The organism is Sphingosinicella sp. LHD-64, assembly GCF_031157375.1.
Classification (GTDB): domain Bacteria; phylum Pseudomonadota; class Alphaproteobacteria; order Sphingomonadales; family Sphingomonadaceae; genus Allosphingosinicella.
The window spans coordinates 417,443-435,748 of record NZ_JAVIFV010000004.1; the positions used below are offsets into that span (position 1 = coordinate 417,443).

Annotated in this window: 12 protein-coding genes; 4 read left to right on the forward strand and 8 right to left on the reverse strand. The window is 68.7% G+C overall.

The window, feature by feature from the left end; genetic code table 11:
- Window positions 1-14: 14 nt before the first annotated feature.
- Entirely contained in the window at window positions 15-1,286 is a 1,272-nt protein-coding gene (gene lysA / locus RCO27_RS15460; RefSeq protein ID WP_309003599.1) for a diaminopimelate decarboxylase, read from the reverse strand.
- A gap of 90 nt (window positions 1,287-1,376) precedes the next feature.
- Window positions 1,377-4,388, reverse strand: coding sequence for a TonB-dependent receptor domain-containing protein (locus RCO27_RS15465; RefSeq protein ID WP_309003600.1), 3,012 nt, complete (start codon window positions 4,386-4,388; stop codon window positions 1,377-1,379).
- Window positions 4,389-4,626: 238 nt separating this feature from the next.
- Here RCO27_RS15465 and RCO27_RS15470 point away from each other — a divergent pair, with 238 nt between their 5' ends.
- Together RCO27_RS15470 and RCO27_RS15475 are read left to right on the forward strand one after the other, a co-directional pair.
- Window positions 4,627-6,156 (forward strand): permease, encoded by a 1,530-nt coding sequence (locus RCO27_RS15470; protein WP_309003601.1) that lies wholly within the window; start codon window positions 4,627-4,629, stop codon window positions 6,154-6,156.
- Window positions 6,153-7,169, forward strand: a complete 1,017-nt coding sequence (locus RCO27_RS15475) for a serine hydrolase (RefSeq protein WP_309003602.1) — start codon at window positions 6,153-6,155, stop codon at window positions 7,167-7,169. The genes RCO27_RS15470 and RCO27_RS15475 overlap by 4 nt, the downstream gene beginning before the upstream one ends.
- Here RCO27_RS15475 and dacB read toward each other — a convergent pair.
- Window positions 7,166-8,635: a D-alanyl-D-alanine carboxypeptidase/D-alanyl-D-alanine-endopeptidase gene (gene dacB, locus RCO27_RS15480; protein WP_309003603.1), complete on the reverse strand. Its 1,470-nt coding sequence runs from the start codon at window positions 8,633-8,635 to the stop codon at window positions 7,166-7,168. The two genes, RCO27_RS15475 and dacB, sit on opposite strands and share 4 nt — an antisense overlap.
- A 149-nt stretch (window positions 8,636-8,784) precedes the next feature.
- Here dacB and RCO27_RS15485 point away from each other — a divergent pair, with 149 nt between their 5' ends.
- Complete coding sequence (locus RCO27_RS15485) at window positions 8,785-10,818, forward strand: alpha/beta fold hydrolase (RefSeq protein WP_309003604.1); 2,034 nt, start codon at window positions 8,785-8,787, stop codon at window positions 10,816-10,818.
- Window positions 10,815-12,641 carry an amidohydrolase family protein gene (locus RCO27_RS15490; protein WP_309003605.1) on the forward strand — a complete coding sequence of 609 codons (1,827 nt, stop codon included), beginning with the start codon at window positions 10,815-10,817 and terminating at the stop codon, window positions 12,639-12,641. The genes RCO27_RS15485 and RCO27_RS15490 overlap by 4 nt, the downstream gene beginning before the upstream one ends.
- Before the next feature lie 6 nt (window positions 12,642-12,647).
- Here the strand turns inward: RCO27_RS15490 and RCO27_RS15495 are convergent, their stop codons facing one another.
- Genes RCO27_RS15495 through dgcN form a run of 5 tightly spaced genes read right to left on the reverse strand, consistent with a single transcriptional unit; the run spans window position 12,648 to window position 18,246 of the window.
- Window positions 12,648-13,475 (reverse strand): phytanoyl-CoA dioxygenase family protein, encoded by an 828-nt coding sequence (locus tag RCO27_RS15495; protein ID WP_309003606.1) that lies wholly within the window; start codon window positions 13,473-13,475, stop codon window positions 12,648-12,650.
- The gene (locus RCO27_RS15500) at window positions 13,468-14,718 is read right to left on the reverse strand and encodes a dicarboxylate/amino acid:cation symporter (protein WP_309003607.1); all 1,251 of its coding nucleotides are present in this window, start codon (window positions 14,716-14,718) and stop codon (window positions 13,468-13,470) included. Before RCO27_RS15500 ends, RCO27_RS15495 begins: the two co-directional genes overlap by 8 nt.
- Entirely contained in the window at window positions 14,715-16,268 is a 1,554-nt protein-coding gene (locus RCO27_RS15505) for an amidohydrolase family protein (protein ID WP_309003608.1), read from the reverse strand. The genes RCO27_RS15500 and RCO27_RS15505 overlap by 4 nt, the downstream gene beginning before the upstream one ends.
- Window positions 16,265-17,257, reverse strand: coding sequence for an N-acetyl-D-Glu racemase DgcA (gene dgcA / locus RCO27_RS15510; protein ID WP_309003609.1), 993 nt, complete (start codon window positions 17,255-17,257; stop codon window positions 16,265-16,267). Before dgcA ends, RCO27_RS15505 begins: the two co-directional genes overlap by 4 nt.
- Entirely contained in the window at window positions 17,215-18,246 is a 1,032-nt protein-coding gene (dgcN, locus tag RCO27_RS15515; protein ID WP_309003610.1) for an N-acetyltransferase DgcN, read from the reverse strand. The genes dgcA and dgcN overlap by 43 nt, the downstream gene beginning before the upstream one ends.
- Window positions 18,247-18,306: the final 60 nt, after the last annotated feature.

Below are 18,306 nucleotides of genomic sequence, written 5' to 3' on the forward strand. Positions count from 1 at the left end.
AGCGACCAATGACGTTATCCGGCGCGCGATAGCCAGACCGGAACAGTTTCATCGGCGAGGAAAGCCTCGCTTCCGCGCCGGGGCCGGACCACAGCCCAGTCGGATCCGTCGACGAGCACTTCGGGCGCGAGCGCGCGCGAATTGTAGGTGCCGGCCATGGTGGCGGCATAGGCGCCCGTCGTGCGAATGACCATGAGGTCACCCGCCTCTGCCCGGTCGAGGCGCCGGGCCGTTGCGAACACGTCGCCGCTCTCGCAGACCGGCCCGACTACGTCGGCGATCATCTCGCCGCCCCTGGGAACAACCGCGCCGATCTCGTGCCAGGCATCGTAGAGGCTGGGACGCAGCAAGTCGTTCATGGCGGCATCGACGATCACGAACGGGGCGACGGGCCCGGGCTTGACCCGGATGACCTCGGTCAGGAGAACGCCCGCATCGCCGACGATCAGCCGGCCCGGCTCGAAGATCAACCTCACATTCCAGCCGCGCGTCAGGCGCGCCACCATCGCGCCATAGTCTTCCATGCCGGGCGGGGGCGGGAGCGACGGATCATATGGAATGCCGAGGCCACCGCCGAGGTCCGCAGTCCGAAGCGGATGCCCTTGCGAACGTAAGTGCGCGATCATCGCGCCCAGCCTGGTGATCGCGGCCTCCAGCGGCGCGAGGCTGGTGAGCTGGCTGCCGATATGCACCGCGAGCCCCCTGAGCTCGAGCCCCGGCAGGTCCCGGAGCTTTGTACATGCAGCTGGCGCATCGTCGATCGGAATTCCGAACTTGTTGTGGGCCGCGCCGGTCGAGATCTTCGCGTGCGACCCGGCGTCGACGTCCGGGTTGACCCGGAAGGCGACCGGCGCGGTCCGGCCCATGGACAGGGCGACCCCGGAAAGCATCTCGGCCTCGGGGACGGATTCGAGGTTGAACTGGCAAAGACCGCCTTCGAGCGCGAGCCGCATCTCGTCGGCGGTCTTGCCGACGCCGGAGAACACGATCTTGTCGGGCGCAATGCCCGCGGCACGCGCCCGGCTATATTCTCCGCCCGAGACCACATCGGCGCCCAGCCCCTCGGCCGCCAGCGTCGTCAGGACGGCGATGTTGGGATTGGCCTTCACCGCATAGGCAATGAGCGGATCTCCGAGTGACGAAAGGGCGGCGCGCAGGGCGTTCGCCTGCGCCCGCATCGCATTGGTCGAATAGACGAAGACGGGCGTGCCCACCGCTTTCGCAATGGCTGGCAGCGGCACGCCCTCGCAATGAAGCACCCCCTCGTGGGGGCGGAAATAACTCATCGCTCGTCCTCGCATCGACGCCTGAACGAGTCAGGGCGCCAAGAAAAAAAGCCGCGGCCCGAAGGCCGCGGCTTCGCCAGGGACCTGTTGCTAGCGCAACTGCAGTCGGACGCCGACGCGGAACTGCCGTCCGAGCAAGTCACTGTAAGTGCTGTTCGCGGCGAGGCCGGTTTCGGGCAGCAGGAGCGGCGTGGCGTTGAACACATTGGTCACGTTGATGAAGAACTCTCCGCCGCGACCGAACCCTTGGAACCGCGAGGTCAGATTGAGATCGACGTAAAACGTGCCATCGACCCGGTTGCGCTCATAGGTCGGCGCATTGACGGTCGAGACCGGGCAATCCGTCTGGCACTCGATGCCGTTGGCGACATATTTGCCGGCGCTGACGCCGCGGCCGATCGCGGTGATGCCGAAAGCGTCGGTGTCGTAGGATGCGCTGATGCGGTAGATCCATGTTGGCGTGCTGAACTGGCCGCCGTTCACGCCCACCGAGTTGAGCACCACCGTGCCCGGAACGCCGCTGTCGAAGCGGTTCTCCAGATAACGGGTGGCGAGGCCGCGGAGCGTGAACATGCCTGTTGCGCCGGCGAAGAAGCGGTTGAGCGGCACGCGGTAGGACGCATCGATGTCGATGCCGCGGACCTCCTGGCTGGCCGCGTTGAACGGCTGCGTCCGGATGATCAGATAAGGTTGCGCCGGGTTTTGCGTGCGCGCGGCGTCGACGCTGATCGCGTCGCAGAACGCCTGCTCCCCCAGGTAACACAGATTGACGATCTGCTGCGCGCTGAAGGTACTGATCCCGCTGTTCACTTCGATGTCGAAATAGTCGACCGCGAGGTTGAAGCCGGGCAGGAAGGTCGGCGAGAACACCGCGCCGATATTCCATTGGTCGGACTTTTCCGGATCCAGGTCGGGGTTGCCCGTCGCGAAGCCGGAATAGCTGTAGCTCGCTACCGGGAGTTGGCCCGCTGGGACAAAGGACGGGCTCTCACCGTTCACGAAGCCGGGGTTGGTCACCGAATCGCTGTTCGCCGTGCCCGCCTGGAACAGATCGTTGAGGTTGGGCGCGCGCACGTCGCGGGAACGGGTGACGCGCAGGCGGATGTCGTCGATCGGCTGCCAGGTCGCGCCCGCCTTCCAGGTCGTGACATAGCCGGCGGTCGAATAGTCGGTCGCGCGCACCGCGCCGTTGAACTCCAGGCCGAGCCCGAGCGGAATCACGGTTTCGAGATATGCTTCCCGGACGTCGTACGACCCGAAGCTCGGCAGGTAATTGCCCACCGACCAACGATTGGTGACGATGGGGTTGCCGCTAGAGTCGACGCCCGGCACCGGCTGGAACTCGTCGGGCACGAAGCCGCTGACCTCTTCCTTGCGATATTCTGCGCCGATCGCCACGCTGACATCGCCCGCCCAGGTCGCGAACGGCGTAACCGAGAGGTTGAAGCCGACGACGGTCTGCTCGATCACCTGGTCGCGATACGGATCGCCCAGCACGTAATCGATCGCCGCCGGGTCGGCGACGCCGACACCGAGACGGTTCAACGGGACGCACGCGGGGTCATTGTTGGCCGGATTGGTATCGACGTTGATCAGGCACTGGATCGAACCGACGGGATAACCGCTGCCGGCGGGCGCAAAGGCCGCGTCCCGCGCGGCGTTGATCCGCGCGCCGTTCTGGATGTTGCGCAGCTGCTCGCGCAGTTCGGCGCGGCCATATTGACCATAGACGTCCCAGCGCGCGGCCCGCCCGAACAGGTCGAACTCGCCCTCCGCGCCGATCAGGTAACGCTGCACCTCGCGCCGGTTGTCGATCCCCCGGAACGGCAGGTCGGCCGACGTCGTGGCAATGGTCACGCTGGTGATGCCCTGCAGCCGATCAGCGCCCAGCGTGTTCAGCAGGAACGCGTTGCAGGTGACCGGCACCGGCGTCTGGGTGCAGCCCGTCGCATTGAGTACGATGCCGGTCTGCAGGTTCGGCCCGGCGTTGAAGAATATCTCCTGTCGATTGTACGCGGCCTCGGCGAACAGCTCTATGCCATCGGCAATCTCGTAGCTGATGCGGCCGAACACGCCCTGGCGGTCATCCTCCGGATCCAGGCCGATATTGCGTCCCGAATCGTTGACCCGCCAGTCGCCGCCGCGCGTGCGCAGCGGCACGGCGCTGCCGGTGGGTGACGGGAAGGTCAGATCCCCCCAGACGAACTGGTTGACCGACCCGCCGCCGCCGAAATAGAGGCCGCGCAGCCGATTGGCGGCGCCGCCCGCGGAGTTGGTGATGATGCTGCCAGGGGTGGAATTGGTCGGACCCGCGCCTCGCACGAAGATGTACTGCGGGGCGCCCGAGTTGGCGTTCGCGAGATAGGCCGGGTTTTCAAACCGCAGAAATCCGATCTGGTTCCAGTCGCGGTCGACCTGAAGGATGCCATCGCGATGGGCGATCTCGCCGCTCAGCAGGATGTGGCCGCGCCCACCCGCGAACGACATGCCACCCGTGAGGTTGACCGAATAGTTGAAGCCGTCGCCATATTGGGTGACGCCGGTATCGCCCTCGATCTTCAGCCCCTCATATCGGTTGTCGAGGATGAAGTTGACGACGCCCGCGACCGCGTCCGAGCCATAGGCCGCCGAGGCGCCGCCGGTCACCACCTCGACGCGCGAGATCAGCGCCTGGGGGATGGTGTTGATGTCGACGACCCCGGTGATCGCCGAGCCCACCGATCGTCGGCCATTGACCAGCACCAGCGTGCGAGTCCCGCTTGCGCCGGCGTCCAGATTGCGGAGGTTGAGCGCGTTGATGCCCGCCTGCCCGCTCGAGATGTTGAGGCGCGAGTTGGAAGGACGCGTCGAGCCGGCAAGCGACGGCAGGGTGTTGACGAAATCGGCGATGTTGTTCGACGGCGAACCGCTTTCGATCTCCGCCTCGGTCAGCACGGTCAGCGGAGTCGGCGCCTGAAAGCCGTCGCGAATGACGCGGGTGCCGGTAATGACGATTTCGTCCCGGCGCTGCGCTTCGTTCAACGAGGCCTCGGTGGCCTGCGCCATCGCGGTCTCGCCAGCGCCTTCGGCCGTGGCGGTCTGCGCCGAGGCGGCGCCGGCCATCGCCAGCGCAGCACAGGCGCCTCCCGAAAAGAGAAACGTTTTCAGTGACGTGGAAGCGCGCATCTGATCAATCCCCCTGGGCAGCAGCCAGCCGGCATTAAGTAACAAGATTGTCACGGCTCGTCATAGTTTCTGTTGGCCAACCCATAACCTCGCGCCATTGTGTCGCCGAAAACCCGCCGGAAATGATACCAGCGACGCAATGAAGCTGGCGGCACGGCCGGCGCAGGGGAGGGTGATGGCGTCACAAGCACAAGGCAGTTCCGCGTCGGCGGGTCAGGTGGTGCCGCGCGGCCTCGGTCGCCAGGCGCTCTATGTGCTGCTCGGCTTCTCCGCCGGCTTGCCCTTCTACATGTTCTCGACCGTGCTTTCGCTTCGGCTGCAGGCGCATGAGGTCGGGCTGGTCGTGATCGGCTTCTTCGCCTGGGTCCAGTTGCTGCCGACCTTCAAATTCCTCTGGGCGCCGTTGCTCGACCGCTACGAAATTCCGGGATTCGGCCGCTTCTGGGGCAAACGGCGCGGCTGGATCATGCTCGCCCAGCTCGGCATCTTCGTCTCGATGGCGGTGATGGGGCTGACGTCCTCGGACGCCAATCTCGGCATCACCGCGCTGTTCGCGGTGCTGCTCGCCTTCTGGACGACGACGCTGGAGATCGCCGCCGACGCCTGGCGGATCGAGCTCGCGCCGACCCAGGAAGAGCAAGGGCCGCTCGCCGCCGCCAATCTCTGGGGCTATCGCACCGCGATGGTCGCGGCAGGGAGCGGCGCATTGCTTGTCGCCGACCAGCCTGGCTGGGGCTGGACGGGCGCCTATCTCGCCATCGCCGCCGTCGCCTTCCTGCCCTTCCCGCTGCTCGCCGCGATGCGGCCGGACCCGGACCATGGCGGCAGCCGGAGCGGGGCGCTCCTCACCGGTCTCGGCGCCAGCGGGCTCATTCTCGGCGTCCTCATCGCCGTCGTGGCGGCGGTCGGCTGGCTGCTGCTCGGCGCCGCCTCGGGCATCGGGATCAGCGGCCAGACCAACGTCACGCCCTACGTGCTGGTGATCTGCATGCTGCCGTTCCTGGCGATGGCGGCGGCGCTGCCCAAGATCCGCACGCTGCCGCCGACCGCGCCGGCGCGGCGCTCCGTCGCGCTCGGGCCCTATGTCGATTTCTTCTGGCGTTACGGCTTCATGGCGCTGGCGCTGATGGCCTTCGTCTCGATCTACCGGATGGGCGACGTGCTGGCGCTCAACCTCTCCAAGCCGATGATCCGCGGGCTCGGCTATTCGCTGACCGAGATCGGCCTCGCCGATTCCTATGTCGCCTTGGTCTCGAGCATCGTCGGCGTCGGTCTCGGCGGCTGGATGGCGGCGCGCTGGCGGCAGGGGTGGACGCTGGCGATAGGCGCCGGTTTCGCCGCGCTCGGCAATTTCGGCTTCGTCTGGCTCGCCCACCAGCCGGTCGACGGGATGGCGCTCTACATCGCCACCGCCGCCGACCAGTTCGGCAACGGCATGGCGGGGGCGGTGTTCGTGGTCTATCTCTCGTTGCTGGTGAACCCCCGCTATCCAGGCGCGCAATATGCCTTCCTCTCAGGCTTCGCCTTCCTGCTGCCGCGCCTGCTGTCGGGTGCCGGCGGGTCGATCGTCGAGGCGTTCGACCGGGCCGGCTATCGGGGTTTCGATCTCTTCTTCCTCCTGTCCGGCCTGCTGAGCCTCGCGGCGCTGCTGTTCCTGCCGCTGATCACGAGAGCCCGCGCCCGGCCCGCGGACGATCCGGCATGATCGAGAACGTGGTGGAAGAAGCTTTCGCCCCCGCAGTGGAAGCCATCGCCGCCGGCCGAATCCCCGGCGCGACGCTCGGCATCGTCGCGGCGGACGGACGGCGGGCGGTCCGCGTCGCCGGCATGGCGGCGCTCGTGCCGGAACCGGAAGCGCTGACCGAAAGCCACTGGTTCGACCTCGCCTCGGTCTCCAAGGTCATCGCCACGACCACCATGATCCTGACCTTGGCGGAGGAGGGCCGGATCGATCTCGACCGGCCACTCACCGACGCGATCCCGGACCTGCGTCAATATGACGTCGCGAACGCCGCCGAACGGACGCTGACCTTCCGCGATTGCCTCGCCCATCGCACCTTCCTGCCGGCGGTCGAGCCGATCTACACTTATGGCGACGATCCGGAACGCCTGCGCGCCTTCGTGCTGCAGCGCGAGTGGCGCCACGGCCCGCCGGTCTATTCCGACATCAACTTCATCCTCCTCGGCATTGCGATCGAGCGGATCACCGGCGCGCCCTTGTCGGCTTGGCCGTTCGGCGCCGGCTTGAGCTTCGGCCCGCCGCCCGGACCCGCGGTCGCCACCGAAGCCTGTTCGTGGCGCGGCCGCGTCATGAAGGGCGAAGTCCATGACGAGAATGCCTGGGCACTCGGCGGCGCGCCGGGCCATGCGGGACTTTTCGGCACGGTGGCGGGCGTGCTGGACGTCGCCGCCGGCCTGCTCGACGGCACGGGCGCGTCGTCGTTCGTCCTGAAGGCGATCCGCACGCCAGCGCACGAGCGCCGAACCTGCGGCTGGGAACGACGCTTCGACGGCTGGCACGGCGGCGACGCCTGTTCGGACGAGACGATCGGCCATACCGGTTTCACCGGCACGGGCCTCTGGGTGGATTTCGAGCGCGGCCTTGCCTGGACGCTGCTGACAAATCGCGTCCACCCGACCCGCCATCGCGAGACTGGGATATTGGAGCTGCGCCGCGCCACCGGTGATGCGGCGGTCGCCGCCTGGGACGCGCCCTAGTTTTCCGCCGCGATCAGGTTGAGGGCCCTGTCCATGAACTCGGTCGCGCTGACATCTCCCGGTACGTCATTGGCGTAGAAGGAGAAGGTCAGCGTCCGGCCACTGCGCGCGATCATGTAGCCGGAGAGGGCATTGGTCGCGTTGAGCGTGCCCGTCTTGGCGAACAGGCGCCCCTGCAGCGGCGTGTCGCGGAAGCGGCGGGCGAGCGTGCCGTCCACGCCGGCCACGGGGAAGGTGGCAAGCCACGCCGCGCCCCACGGCTGCGTGGCGGCCCAGCGCAGAAGGGCGTTGACCGCGCGCGGCGAGGCGCGGTTGTAGGTGGACATGCCCGAGCCGTCCGACAGGTCCCAGGCGGTGCGCGGCACCCCGGCGCGCTCCATCATCGCCGCGATCGCCGCGACGCCATCCTCGATCGAGCCCGAACCGGTGACGAGACCCAATCGGCGGATCATCAACTCGGAGTGCAGGTTCTGACTCTCCTTGTTGATGCGGGTGAGGTCCTCTGTGAGCGGAGGCGGGGTGAGGCGCGCGAGTGCCGCCGGCTCAGGCGGGCGCGGCATCGGCGGGCCGCTGCGGTGCGCCGGATCGTCGGCATCGCGCGAGAAGGGCCGGTGGCGCACCTCCGTGTCGCCCGTCACCCGGACGCCCCGCGCTTCGAGCAGGGTCCGCAGCCGCCACGCGGCAAAATGGGCCGGATCGTCGATGCCCATGCGCACAATCTCCGGCTCGGCGCCGGCCGCGATCGTACCGGTGAGGCGCAGTGTGCGGCGGTTCGGCATCCGGCGAAACTGCAGGTCGGCCCCTCCTTCGGCGACGGTCGTCGCGAGATTCTCCACCTCGTACCAGGGCAACATGTCGAGGGTGGGACGCTCTCCGGCCACGCCGGGCGTCACGCGCATCACCAGCTCGTTGTCGTCCAGCGTCAGCGCCGAAATGGCGGTGCCATAGCGGCTCTGGATGTTGTTCCAGCTCATCCCCGGGCTCCAGCGCTGGTCGGGGAAGAGGCTGTCGTCGCCGATGACATGGCGCACCCGCCGGGTCCGAGCCGCGACCGCGTCGGCCAGCGCGGCAAGGCAATTGGTGATGCAGTCCGGCGCGCTCGACAGCCGCGCGTCGCCATGCCCGGTCAGGATGACATCGGCCATCCGCCCGTTCCCTTCGAGCCGTACCGCCGCGCCGCCCGCCCTGTCCGGCTGGTCCAGCCCGGACAGCGTCGCGAAGGCTGCGGCGGTGGTGAGCATCTTCGTGTTCGAGGCGGGCATGAAGCGATCGTCGGCGTTGATCGCGATCAGCTCGCGGCCGTCTTCCGTGGTCACCAGCAATCCGAACCGCGCGCCGGGCGGGGCGGCAGCGAGCGCGGTTTCGACGCGCTGCCGAAGCGATCCCTGATAGGCATAGGCCGGCGAAACCGCGCCGATCGCCAGCATCAGCAGGGCGGCGAGGAAATGGGAGCGGAGCGCATGCATGGCACGGAGCCTAGTTCACAACGCGGCCGGAACAACCCGGCACCACTCATTCAGAGCGTTGGCGCCGCTATAACGCAGGGGCATTTTCCGCCGGCCGGCGCTTGCGCACGCCGCACGCAGCGGCTTCAGTCGATGCGATGGCGCTTCGCATGATCCTTCGTTTGTGGCTGACCCTGCTCGGGCTTGCCCTTGCCCAGCCAGGTGTCGCCGAGCCGCGCGACGCGCTGGCCGAAGCGCTCGCCCTTCCGGTGGCGAGCAATCTGACCGGCGCCGACGACGCGCCGCGCTTTGCATGGGTCGAGAATGAAGCGGGGGTGCGCAACATCTGGACCGCGATGCGCGGACAGCCGGCGCGGCGGGTGACGGCCTCCACGCAGGATGACGGACAGCAGCTCTACGATCTTGCCTTCAGCAACGACGGCGCCAGCCTCGCCTACGTCGCCGGCGGCGACGAGGAATATCCGGACGAGGAAGACCTGCCCAACACCGGCATCGCGCCGATGACGCCGCCCCAGCAGGTGTTCGTCGTCCCGGCGGATGGCGGAGCACCCGTGATGGTCGGGCAAGGTCATTCCCCAACCTTCTCGCCGGACGGCGCGCGGCTGGCCTTCACCCGCCGGGGCGAGATCTGGCTCTGGGTGCGCGGCGGCGAGGCGCGGTGGATCGCCCGGGTCAGCGGCACTATCGATCGGTTCACCTGGTCGCCGGACGGCACGCAGCTCCTGTTTTCCGAGGATCGCGACGAGCATAGCTACGTGGCCGTGCTTGACTCCGACGGGCAGCGCTTGCGCTATCTCGACCCGGGGCTCGGCCAGTCGGTCGAACCGATCTTCTCGCCGGACGGAGGGCAGATCGCCTTCATTCGCTATATGTCGCCGCCCGCCGCCGCCGCGCCGGACAGCGGCCCCTATTGGTCGATCCGGGTCGTCGATATCGCGACCGGCGCTGCCCGCACGCTCTGGTCGGCGCCGCCGGGCCAGGGCGGTCGCTATGCGGGAACGCGGAGCCGCAACCTTTTCTGGAGCCGTGACGGGCTGATCCTCTTTCCGTGGGAGCGCACCGGCTGGCTCCACGTCTTCGCGCTGGACGCTACGCGCGGCGGCGAGCCGCGCGCCCTGACCGGCGGGGACTATGAGGTCGAGACCTTCGTCGTCGACCGGGATCAGCTTCTCTACGCCGCCAATGCCGACGACATCGACCGCCGCCGCATCTGGCGCCGGCCGCTCCGGGATGGCGCGCCGGTGCGGCTCGGCGGCAGCGAAGGGATGCACTTCTTCCCCACCATCGCCGGCGGTGAGGTGGCGGCGATCGAGACCGGCGTCTCCACGCCCGCCCATCCCGTCCTGCTCGGGGCGCGTGCGACTCCGCTCGCCGAAGTGCCGACCGCCTCCGGTTTCTCTGCGCCCGAAGCGGTGGTCTTCCGCGCGGCCGACGGGATGGAGATCAGAGCCCAGTTCTTTTCCGCCCGGGGCACGGGGCCGCGGCCTGCGCTCGTCTACATCCATGGCGGCCCGCGCCGGCAGATGCTGCTCGGCTTCCACCCGTCCGGCTATTATTCCAAGGCCTATGTGATGAACCAGCACCTGGCCACCTTGGGCTATCATGTGCTGGTGGTGAACTATCGCGGCGGCACCGGTTACGGGCAGGCCTTCCGCGACGCGCCGGACACGGGCCGCGAGGGCGCATCGGAATATCGCGACATCCTCGCCGCCGGCCGGTGGCTGGCCGCGCGGAATGACGTAGACCCGGCCCGCATCGGCGTCTGGGGTGGAAGCTGGGGCGGCTATCTCGGCGCGCTGGCGCTGGCGCGCGACAGCGATCTCTTCGCCTCGGGCGTCGACCTGCACGGCGTTCACTCCATGCTCCGCCCGGTGGCGAACACGCTCTCGCCCGAGGCGCAGGAACGTGCCCGCCAGCTTCAGTGGGAATCTTCGCCGCTCGGCGCGATCGAGCGCTGGCGCTCGCCGGTCCTGCTGATCCACGGCGACGACGACCGGAATGTCGATTTCGCGCAGTCGCTGCTCCTCGCCCGCGAGCTGGCCGCCCGGCGCATTCCCTATCGCGAGCTCGTCTTCCCGAACGAGCGGCACAGTTTCTTCCGTCATGACAGCTGGCTGCGTGCCCTTCGCGCCACCGAGGACTTCCTTGATCTCACGCTGATGCGCCGGCAGCCCTTGCCGTGAGCTGGTGGAAGCTCGTCGGCGTGCTGCTCGGGTTGCTGTGCATGGGCGCGGCGCCGGATGGCGGCACGCTGATCCGCGGCGCGCGCGTGTTCGACGGGACCGGGGCGCCGGCCGCCACCGCCGACGTGCTGATCCGGGGCGAGCGGATCGTCGCGGTCGGTCCTGGCCTCCGCGCGCCGCGCGGTGCCCGCGTCGTGAATGCGCGTGGGCTGACCCTCATCCCCGGCCTGCACGACCTTCACACCCACCTGCGCGCGTCCGGCTTCTCGGCGCCGGACGATCTCGGCAAGGCCTATGCCGGGCATCTCGTCCACGGCATCACGACGGTGAACGATTTCTCCATGTCGGGCGAGATGCTGGCGCCAGTGCGCGAGATGTCCGGATCCGGCGCGGTGACGGCACCGAACCTGATGCTCGCCATCCGCCTCGGCGTGCCGCAGGGACACGGCACCGAATATGGCTGGGGCGACGCCTTCACGCTGCAGGCGACGACGCCGCGCGCGGCGGAGATCGCGATGCGCCGCGCGCTCGCCTACAGGCCTAACGTCATCAAGGTGTTCGCGGACGGCTGGCGCTACGGCCGCTCGGCGGACCTCGACAGCATGAATCTGCCGACGCTCCGGACGATCGTCGAGCACGCGCACGCAGCGAATATCCCGGTCATCACCCATACTGTCACGCTGGCCGGCGCGAAGATAGCCGCCGGGGCCGGGGTGGACGCCATCGGCCACGGCATCGGCGACGCACTCATCGACGACGAGCTGATCGTGCTGATGCGGGCGAACGGCACCGCCTATGTCCCGACGATGGTGGTCTACGAGCCGCAGCAGGACCGTGCCTTCGCGCCTGGCGAGTGGCAGAGCCTTCGCCCGCAGGAGCGGGCGCGTGAAGAGGCGGAGAGAACCGGAACCCACGAGATCCCCGACTACGAGGCGCGGCGCTGGTACATTCTCCGGGAGAATCTGCGACGGCTGAAGGCGGCCGGGATTCGCGTGGGCATCGGCACCGATGCCGGCATCGGCGGCGTCTATCAGGGCTCCTCGGCGGTGCGCGAGGTCCGGGTGCTGACCGATCACGGCTTTACCCCGGCCGAAGCCCTGGCCGCAGCGACCAGCGTCAGCGCGGGCATCCTCCGGCAAAGCGAGGATCATGGCCGGATCGCGCCGGGCCAGCGCGCCGATCTGGTCCTTGTCGGCGGGCGCCCGGACGAGCGGATCGAGGATTTGTACGATGTCCGCCGGGTCTTCGTGGCTGGACAGGACATCGCCCTGCCGGCGCTTCGGGCCCAGCTCGAATCCGACGCGCTCTCGTCGCTGCCGCGCCACCGGATGGCGGGCCCGATCGACACCGGCGCGCGGACCGACGGCCGCACCGATCTCGATACTCTGCCGGTCGAGACGAACGAGTCCGGGGTCGATCACAGCCACCTACATCACGTCCGCAACCCGGAAGGGCGTCTCTTCATCTACGCACGCATGGGCGCGGCGCCGCAACCTTATGCCAATCTCGTCTTTCCGCTGACCCCGGGCGCCATCCAGCTCGCGGATGCGAACGGCTTCACTGGGATCGCCTTCGATGCGCGCGGTACAGGGCGGTACGCACTCATGCTCGAAAGCTACGGCATCGAGCCGCGCAGCGCATTCCGGACCAGCTTCAGCGCCGGCGAGACGGTCCGGGAAATCACCATCCCATTCAGTAGCCTTCGGAGCCCCGGGGCCGCGGCGCTGGACCTGACCCGCCTGCGCGCGCTCATCTTCCGGCTGGAGGGCGAGCCCGGCGGGCAGGCGACGCTCGAGTTGGGGAATGTCCGCTTCTACCGGTAGCGCGCCTCAGACGTAATGCGGTTCGCCGCGCGCGCGCAGGTCCTCGTAATGTACCATCGCCGGTTCCGGCCCCAGTGGCACGGGCTCCCCGTCGCGGAAGGCCCATTCGCCACGGTCGCAATCCTCGGCGCGGACATAGCCATTGATGTAGAAGCGGCGGTAGTGGCTCGATCCATTGGTGCCCGAGCCATGGACCAGATAAGGGTTCCAAAGAGCCAGGTCGCCGGGATCGAGATCGAGCTGGATCGCATCCGCAGCCGAGAGGCCGACCCGTTCGAGCGCCGCGTCCTGCATCGCAGTGCCGAGCACCTCGGTGTCGGTGTCGAGATCGAGATCGCCGTAGAGATGGCTGCGCGGCACGAAGGACATCCCGCCGGATTCGGGCCCATGGGGATCGATCGCGAGACCGGTCTGGACATAGGATGTGGCGAGGTTGCGATAGCAATCCTCGGGGCGGCGGAAGCGCGAATCCTGGTGCCAGGCGAAGTCGCCGACGGCGCCCGGCGCCTTCCAGTGGATCTGGTTGATGATCTGCTTGACGTCGCGCCCGATCAGCGGCTCCAGCAACGCCGCGAAGCGTGGATCGAGGCGCACCGCGTCGAGCGGGGGCCGGTGATAGGCCGGCCACTGCACCATCTGCACAAGCGGGCCGTCCCCGCCTTGGGCGATCTTGTAGAAGAGATTGCCGTGCCGGAAGCTGCGGCCGTGCGCCACGCCCTCTTCGTGGACGCGGTCGATTTCGGCCCCGATCGCGGCGACGTCTTCGGGCGCGAAGAAGCCGCGGACGATCGCATAACCGTCGCGGTGCCAGGCTTCGGGGTCCATCTCAGTCATCGTTCGGGGCCTTGAGGATAGTGTCGTCGAGTTCTCCTTCCCAGCGTGCGACGGTGGTCGCGACGGTGAGGTTCGCGCTGGCGCTCGGCACGGTACGGGTCATGTCGAGCAGCCGGTCGAACGGCAGGACGAAACCGACCACCAGCGCGGTCTGTTCCGGTGGAACGCCGACCGAGGAGAGCACCGCCGCCAGCATGAACAGGGACGCCGACGGCACGGGCGCCGTGCCGAACGCGGCGAGCGCGCCGGTCAAGAGGACGAGCCCGTAGACGACCGGCGTCATCGGCACGCCGAGCGCCTGGAGGCTGAACAGGCTCAGGAGCCCGACATACATGGCCGTGCCGTCCTTGCCGATGCTGGCGCCGAGCGGCAGCACCGTCGAATAGATCGGCCGGCCGATGCCGAGATTCTTCTCCGCCACCCGCATCGCGACCGGCAGGGTCGCCGAGCTCGACGCGGTCGAGAAGGCGACCGCCAGCGCGTCGATGATCCCGCGGAAGAAATGCCGCACGGGAACGCGCGCGAGGAAGCGGAGGATCAGGCTGTGCACCAGCAGAATCTGGATCGCCGAGCCGAGCACGACCGCCAGCGCCAGCCAGCCGACATTGACGAACACCGCCGCGCCGTTCGCCGCGACCGCATTGGCGATCAGCGCGAACACGCCGAATGGCGTCGCTTCCATGACGAGGCCGACGATCTTGAGCAGCACTGCCGTCGCGGCCTGCAGCAGATCGGCGAATGGCTTGCCCGCCTCGCCCGCCAGCAGGGTGCCGATGCCGAGCAGGATGGCGACGAAGATGATCGCCAGCATGTCGCCCCTGGCGAGTGCGTCGAAGATGTTGACCGGGATGATGCCGATGAGCTGCTCATAGGGCGTAGGCGGATCGCCGATCGCGTGCGCCGTGGCGGTGCCAAGCGGCGCCCCTTCGCCCGGCCGGATCAGGCTCGCCACCGCCATGCCGACCGAGACCGCGATCGCCGTGGTGAAGGCGAACAGGGCGACGGTGCGCCCGCCGATCCCGCCGATCCGCTTCGGGTCGCCGAGCGTGGTGATTCCGGCGGCGATGGTCACCAGCACGATCGGCACGACCAGCATCCGGATCGCGCGGACGAACAGGTCGCCGAGGAACTGCACATAAGGCGCGGCCTGCGGCCAGAAGGCGCCGAGGAGGAGGCCGAGCGCCAATGCGGCCAGCACGCGCTTCCACAAGGGAATCGCGAACCAGCCGCGCAGCAGCGTCATCGGCAGGTTCCGGCCGGCGGCGCGTGCGCCAGGCCCCGTCCGGCGGCGGCGCCGGTGAGTTCGCCATTGTCGACCGCCGGCACGCCGTTGATGAGCACGGTCCGCATCCCCGCCGCCAGCAGGGTCGGCTCCTCATAGGTCGATCGCGCGGCGTAGGTTTCAGGATCGAAGACGACGATGTCGGCAAAGGCGCCGGGGCGCAGCCGACCGCGATCGGTGAGCTGGAAGGTATCGGCCGGGAGGGCCGTGCTGTGCTCGATGAAGTCGCGCAGGCTGATGACATTCCGCCGGCGCACATATTCCGCATATTTCCGCGCGAAGCTGCCATAGGCGCGCGGATGCCCGCCCGAGGCGTCCGAGCCGGTCATCACCCAAGGCTGACGCATGAAGACGGCGATGTCCTCCTCGGTCTGGTTGAACGAGGCGACGCTCGTGTCGTCGATGCGGATGACGGCGATTGCGGCGGCGACTGGATCGAGCCCGAGCGTCTGGGCGATCTGGGAGAGCCGCTGCCCGCGATACTGCCCTTCGGTGATGAGCAGCGACTCCGCGCCGCCGCGCCGGCGAAGGTTCTCAGTCATGTCCGTCCGCAAGCGCTCGGCCACGCTCGGATCGTCGAAGCGCCGCAGCAGTGCCGGCCGGCCGCCATCATGCGCCCAGCGCGGCACCAGCGAGGCGGCGAGGCTCGTGCCCGAGGCCGACCAGGGATATTGATCGGCGGTGATCTGCTGGCCGGCCCGGCGCGCCGCCTCGATCCGCGCGATGATCGCCGGCGCCTGGCCGTGGACGTCGACGCCGAGCGCTTTGATGTGGGCGATATGGACCGGCAGCCGGCCCTCGCGGCCGATCGTGATCGCCTCGTCCACCGCCGCGGCGAGGCCGATCGAATAGGAGGATTCGTCGCGCAGATGGCTGTCGTAGACGCCGCCCCGTGTGCCCGCCTCCTCAGCCAGCTCGGCGACCTCCTCCGTCGTCGCGAAGCTTTGCGGCGCGTAGAACAGGCCGGTCGAAAGGCCGAGCGCGCCCTGGCACATGCCCGTCGCGACCATCTGCCGCATCCGTGCGAGCTCGTTGGCCGTCGGCGCGCGGTCCGCATCGCCGATCACGGCGCGCCGGACGGAGCCGAATCCCACATAGGCGGCATAGTTGATGCCGACCGGACGACGCTGGGCGCTGCCGAGCACGGAAGCCACGTCGGGATCGCCGCCGCCGTCATTGCCGATGAAGGCGGTTGTGACGCCCTGCATTAGGAAGGCGGGGATCAGCCGGGTCCGCGCATCCGCGTCGGCAAGCTGCTCGCCGAGATGGGTATGCGGATCGATGAATCCGGGCGCGACAATCATGCCTCGTGCGTCCACAACGCGGTTGGCTTGAACAGAGAGAGACGGCCCCACCGCCCGAATGCGGTCGCCGGAGACCGCGACGTCGCCGACGAACGGCGCATCCGATCCGGTATAGATGGTGCCGCCGCGGATGATCAGGTCGACCCGCTCGGGCGGCGCGGCGGCGCCGAGCATCGCGACGGCCAGGAGCAGTGCGATCCGTTTCATGTCGTCGTTCCCCAGAAGCCCGCGGCGGGCGGATGGATGAAACCGTTCTCCGCCACGACCCCGCCGGGACGATCCTCCCGGAGCCAGACCGGACCGTCAAGGTCGACGAAATCGGACATCATGGCGATGTGGAGCGCCGGCGCGATCGACAGCGACGAGCTCACCATGCAGCCGGTCATCAGGCCGAGGCCCCGCGCCCGCGCCGCCTGCGCCAGTTCCAGCGCCTCGGTCAGCCCGCCGGTCTTGTCGAGCTTCACATTCACCGCCTGATAGCGTCGCGCCACCACCTCGAGATCGGCCGCGACATGGACGGATTCGTCGGCGCAGATCGGAACCTCGGGCGTAAACCCCTCCAGCCATCCGTCCGCGTCGGCTGGGACCGGCTGCTCCAGCAGGCCGACCCGGCATTCGACGAGCACCGGCTGCATCGCCTCGACCACCGCCCGGTCCCAGCTTTCATTGGGATCGACGATCAGATCGGCCTTCGGCGCGGCCGCTCGGATCGCGCGGATCTGCGCCGCTGGATCGTTCGCATCCACCTTGATCTTCAGCACCGGTGCGCCCGCCAGCGCAGCCGCGTCCCGCGCCATCGCCTGGGGAGTATCGATCACCACGGTCATCGCGCTGGGAACGGCGTGTGGCTCCGGGCCGCCGATCATGGCGGCCACATCACGCTGCGACCGCCGCGCCTCCAGATCCCACAGCGCGCAGTCGATGGCGTTGCGCGCCGCGCCGGCCGGCAGGGCAGCGAGGAGCTCCGTCCGTCCGCCACCACCTTCGATCAGAGAACGGACTCGCTCGATCGCGGCGAGCGTGCCCGCAATGGTTTCCCCGTAGCGCGGATAGGGAACCGCCTCGCCACGCCCGGTCGCATCGCCCTCGCGAACCGTCACCGTCACCACATCGGCCGCGGTCTTTGTGCCGCGGGCGATACGGAAGGGGCGGATCAGCGGGAAGCAATCGTGCTCAGCGCGGAGGGTGCGGGACATAGCTGATCGATGATGGCGTCGACGCCGAAGGCGACGGGATCGGTACAGGGAAGGCCCAGGCCGTCGGCGGTCGCATCGCACAGCCGGCGCGCGGCCTCGGCGTCCATGCCGGAGGTGTTGAGGCAGATGCCGACCGCCTGCACGTCGGGGCTGGTCAGCCGCGCCGCGGCGAGATTGGCCTCGAGGCAGTCCCTCAGGTCCGGCAGGGCGCGGCCGGGGATACCGCGCATATGCGGCCGCCCGGGCTCATGACACATGACGAGCGCCCTGGGCTGCGCGCCATGGAGAAGCCCCAGCGACACCCCCGCGAACGAGGGATGGTACAGCGAGCCCTGCCCTTCGATCAGGTCCCAGCCATCGTCGTCGCGCGCCGGGGCGAGCTGCTCGATCGCGCCGGAGATGAAGTCGGCGACGACGGCGTCGACCGCCACGCCGTCGCCGGCAATCAGCACACCCGTCTGGCCCGTCGCCCGGAAATCAGCAGCGACGCCGCGCGCCTGCAGACCGCGGGCCAGAGCGAGCGTGGTCACCATCTTGCCCACCGAGCAATCGGTGCCGACGGTCAGCAGCCGGTTACCGGCGCGGTGATTGCCCTTGCCGACCGCGAGGCCCGGCGGCGGATCGCGGACGTCGAACAGCTGCAGGCCCCGCGCCGCGGCCAATGCCGCGAGGCGCGGCTCGTCGCGAAGGCGCTGATGAAGCCCCGACGCAACGTTGAGGCCGGCCTCCAACGCGGCCGCTGCGTCGTTGACGAGATCGGCACCGAGCTTCCCGCCGGCCCCGGCAATGCCGAGGATCAGCGTCCGCGCGCCCGCAGCAACCCCTTCCGCCATGCCCATGCGCGGCAGATTGAGTGTCAACGGGCAATCGTCGTGACGGAATTCGCCGACGCAATCCTCGCCCCGGAACATCGCCACGCCGCGCGAGGTCTTGATGGCGAGCGGATCGGCGCTGTGGCCGAGATAGAGGAGATAAGGCGCAGGGATCATCGTCCCTCGACGCTAGCCCGCACCTTGTCGCCCTCCGCATATCCATGCGGCGGCGCGCCA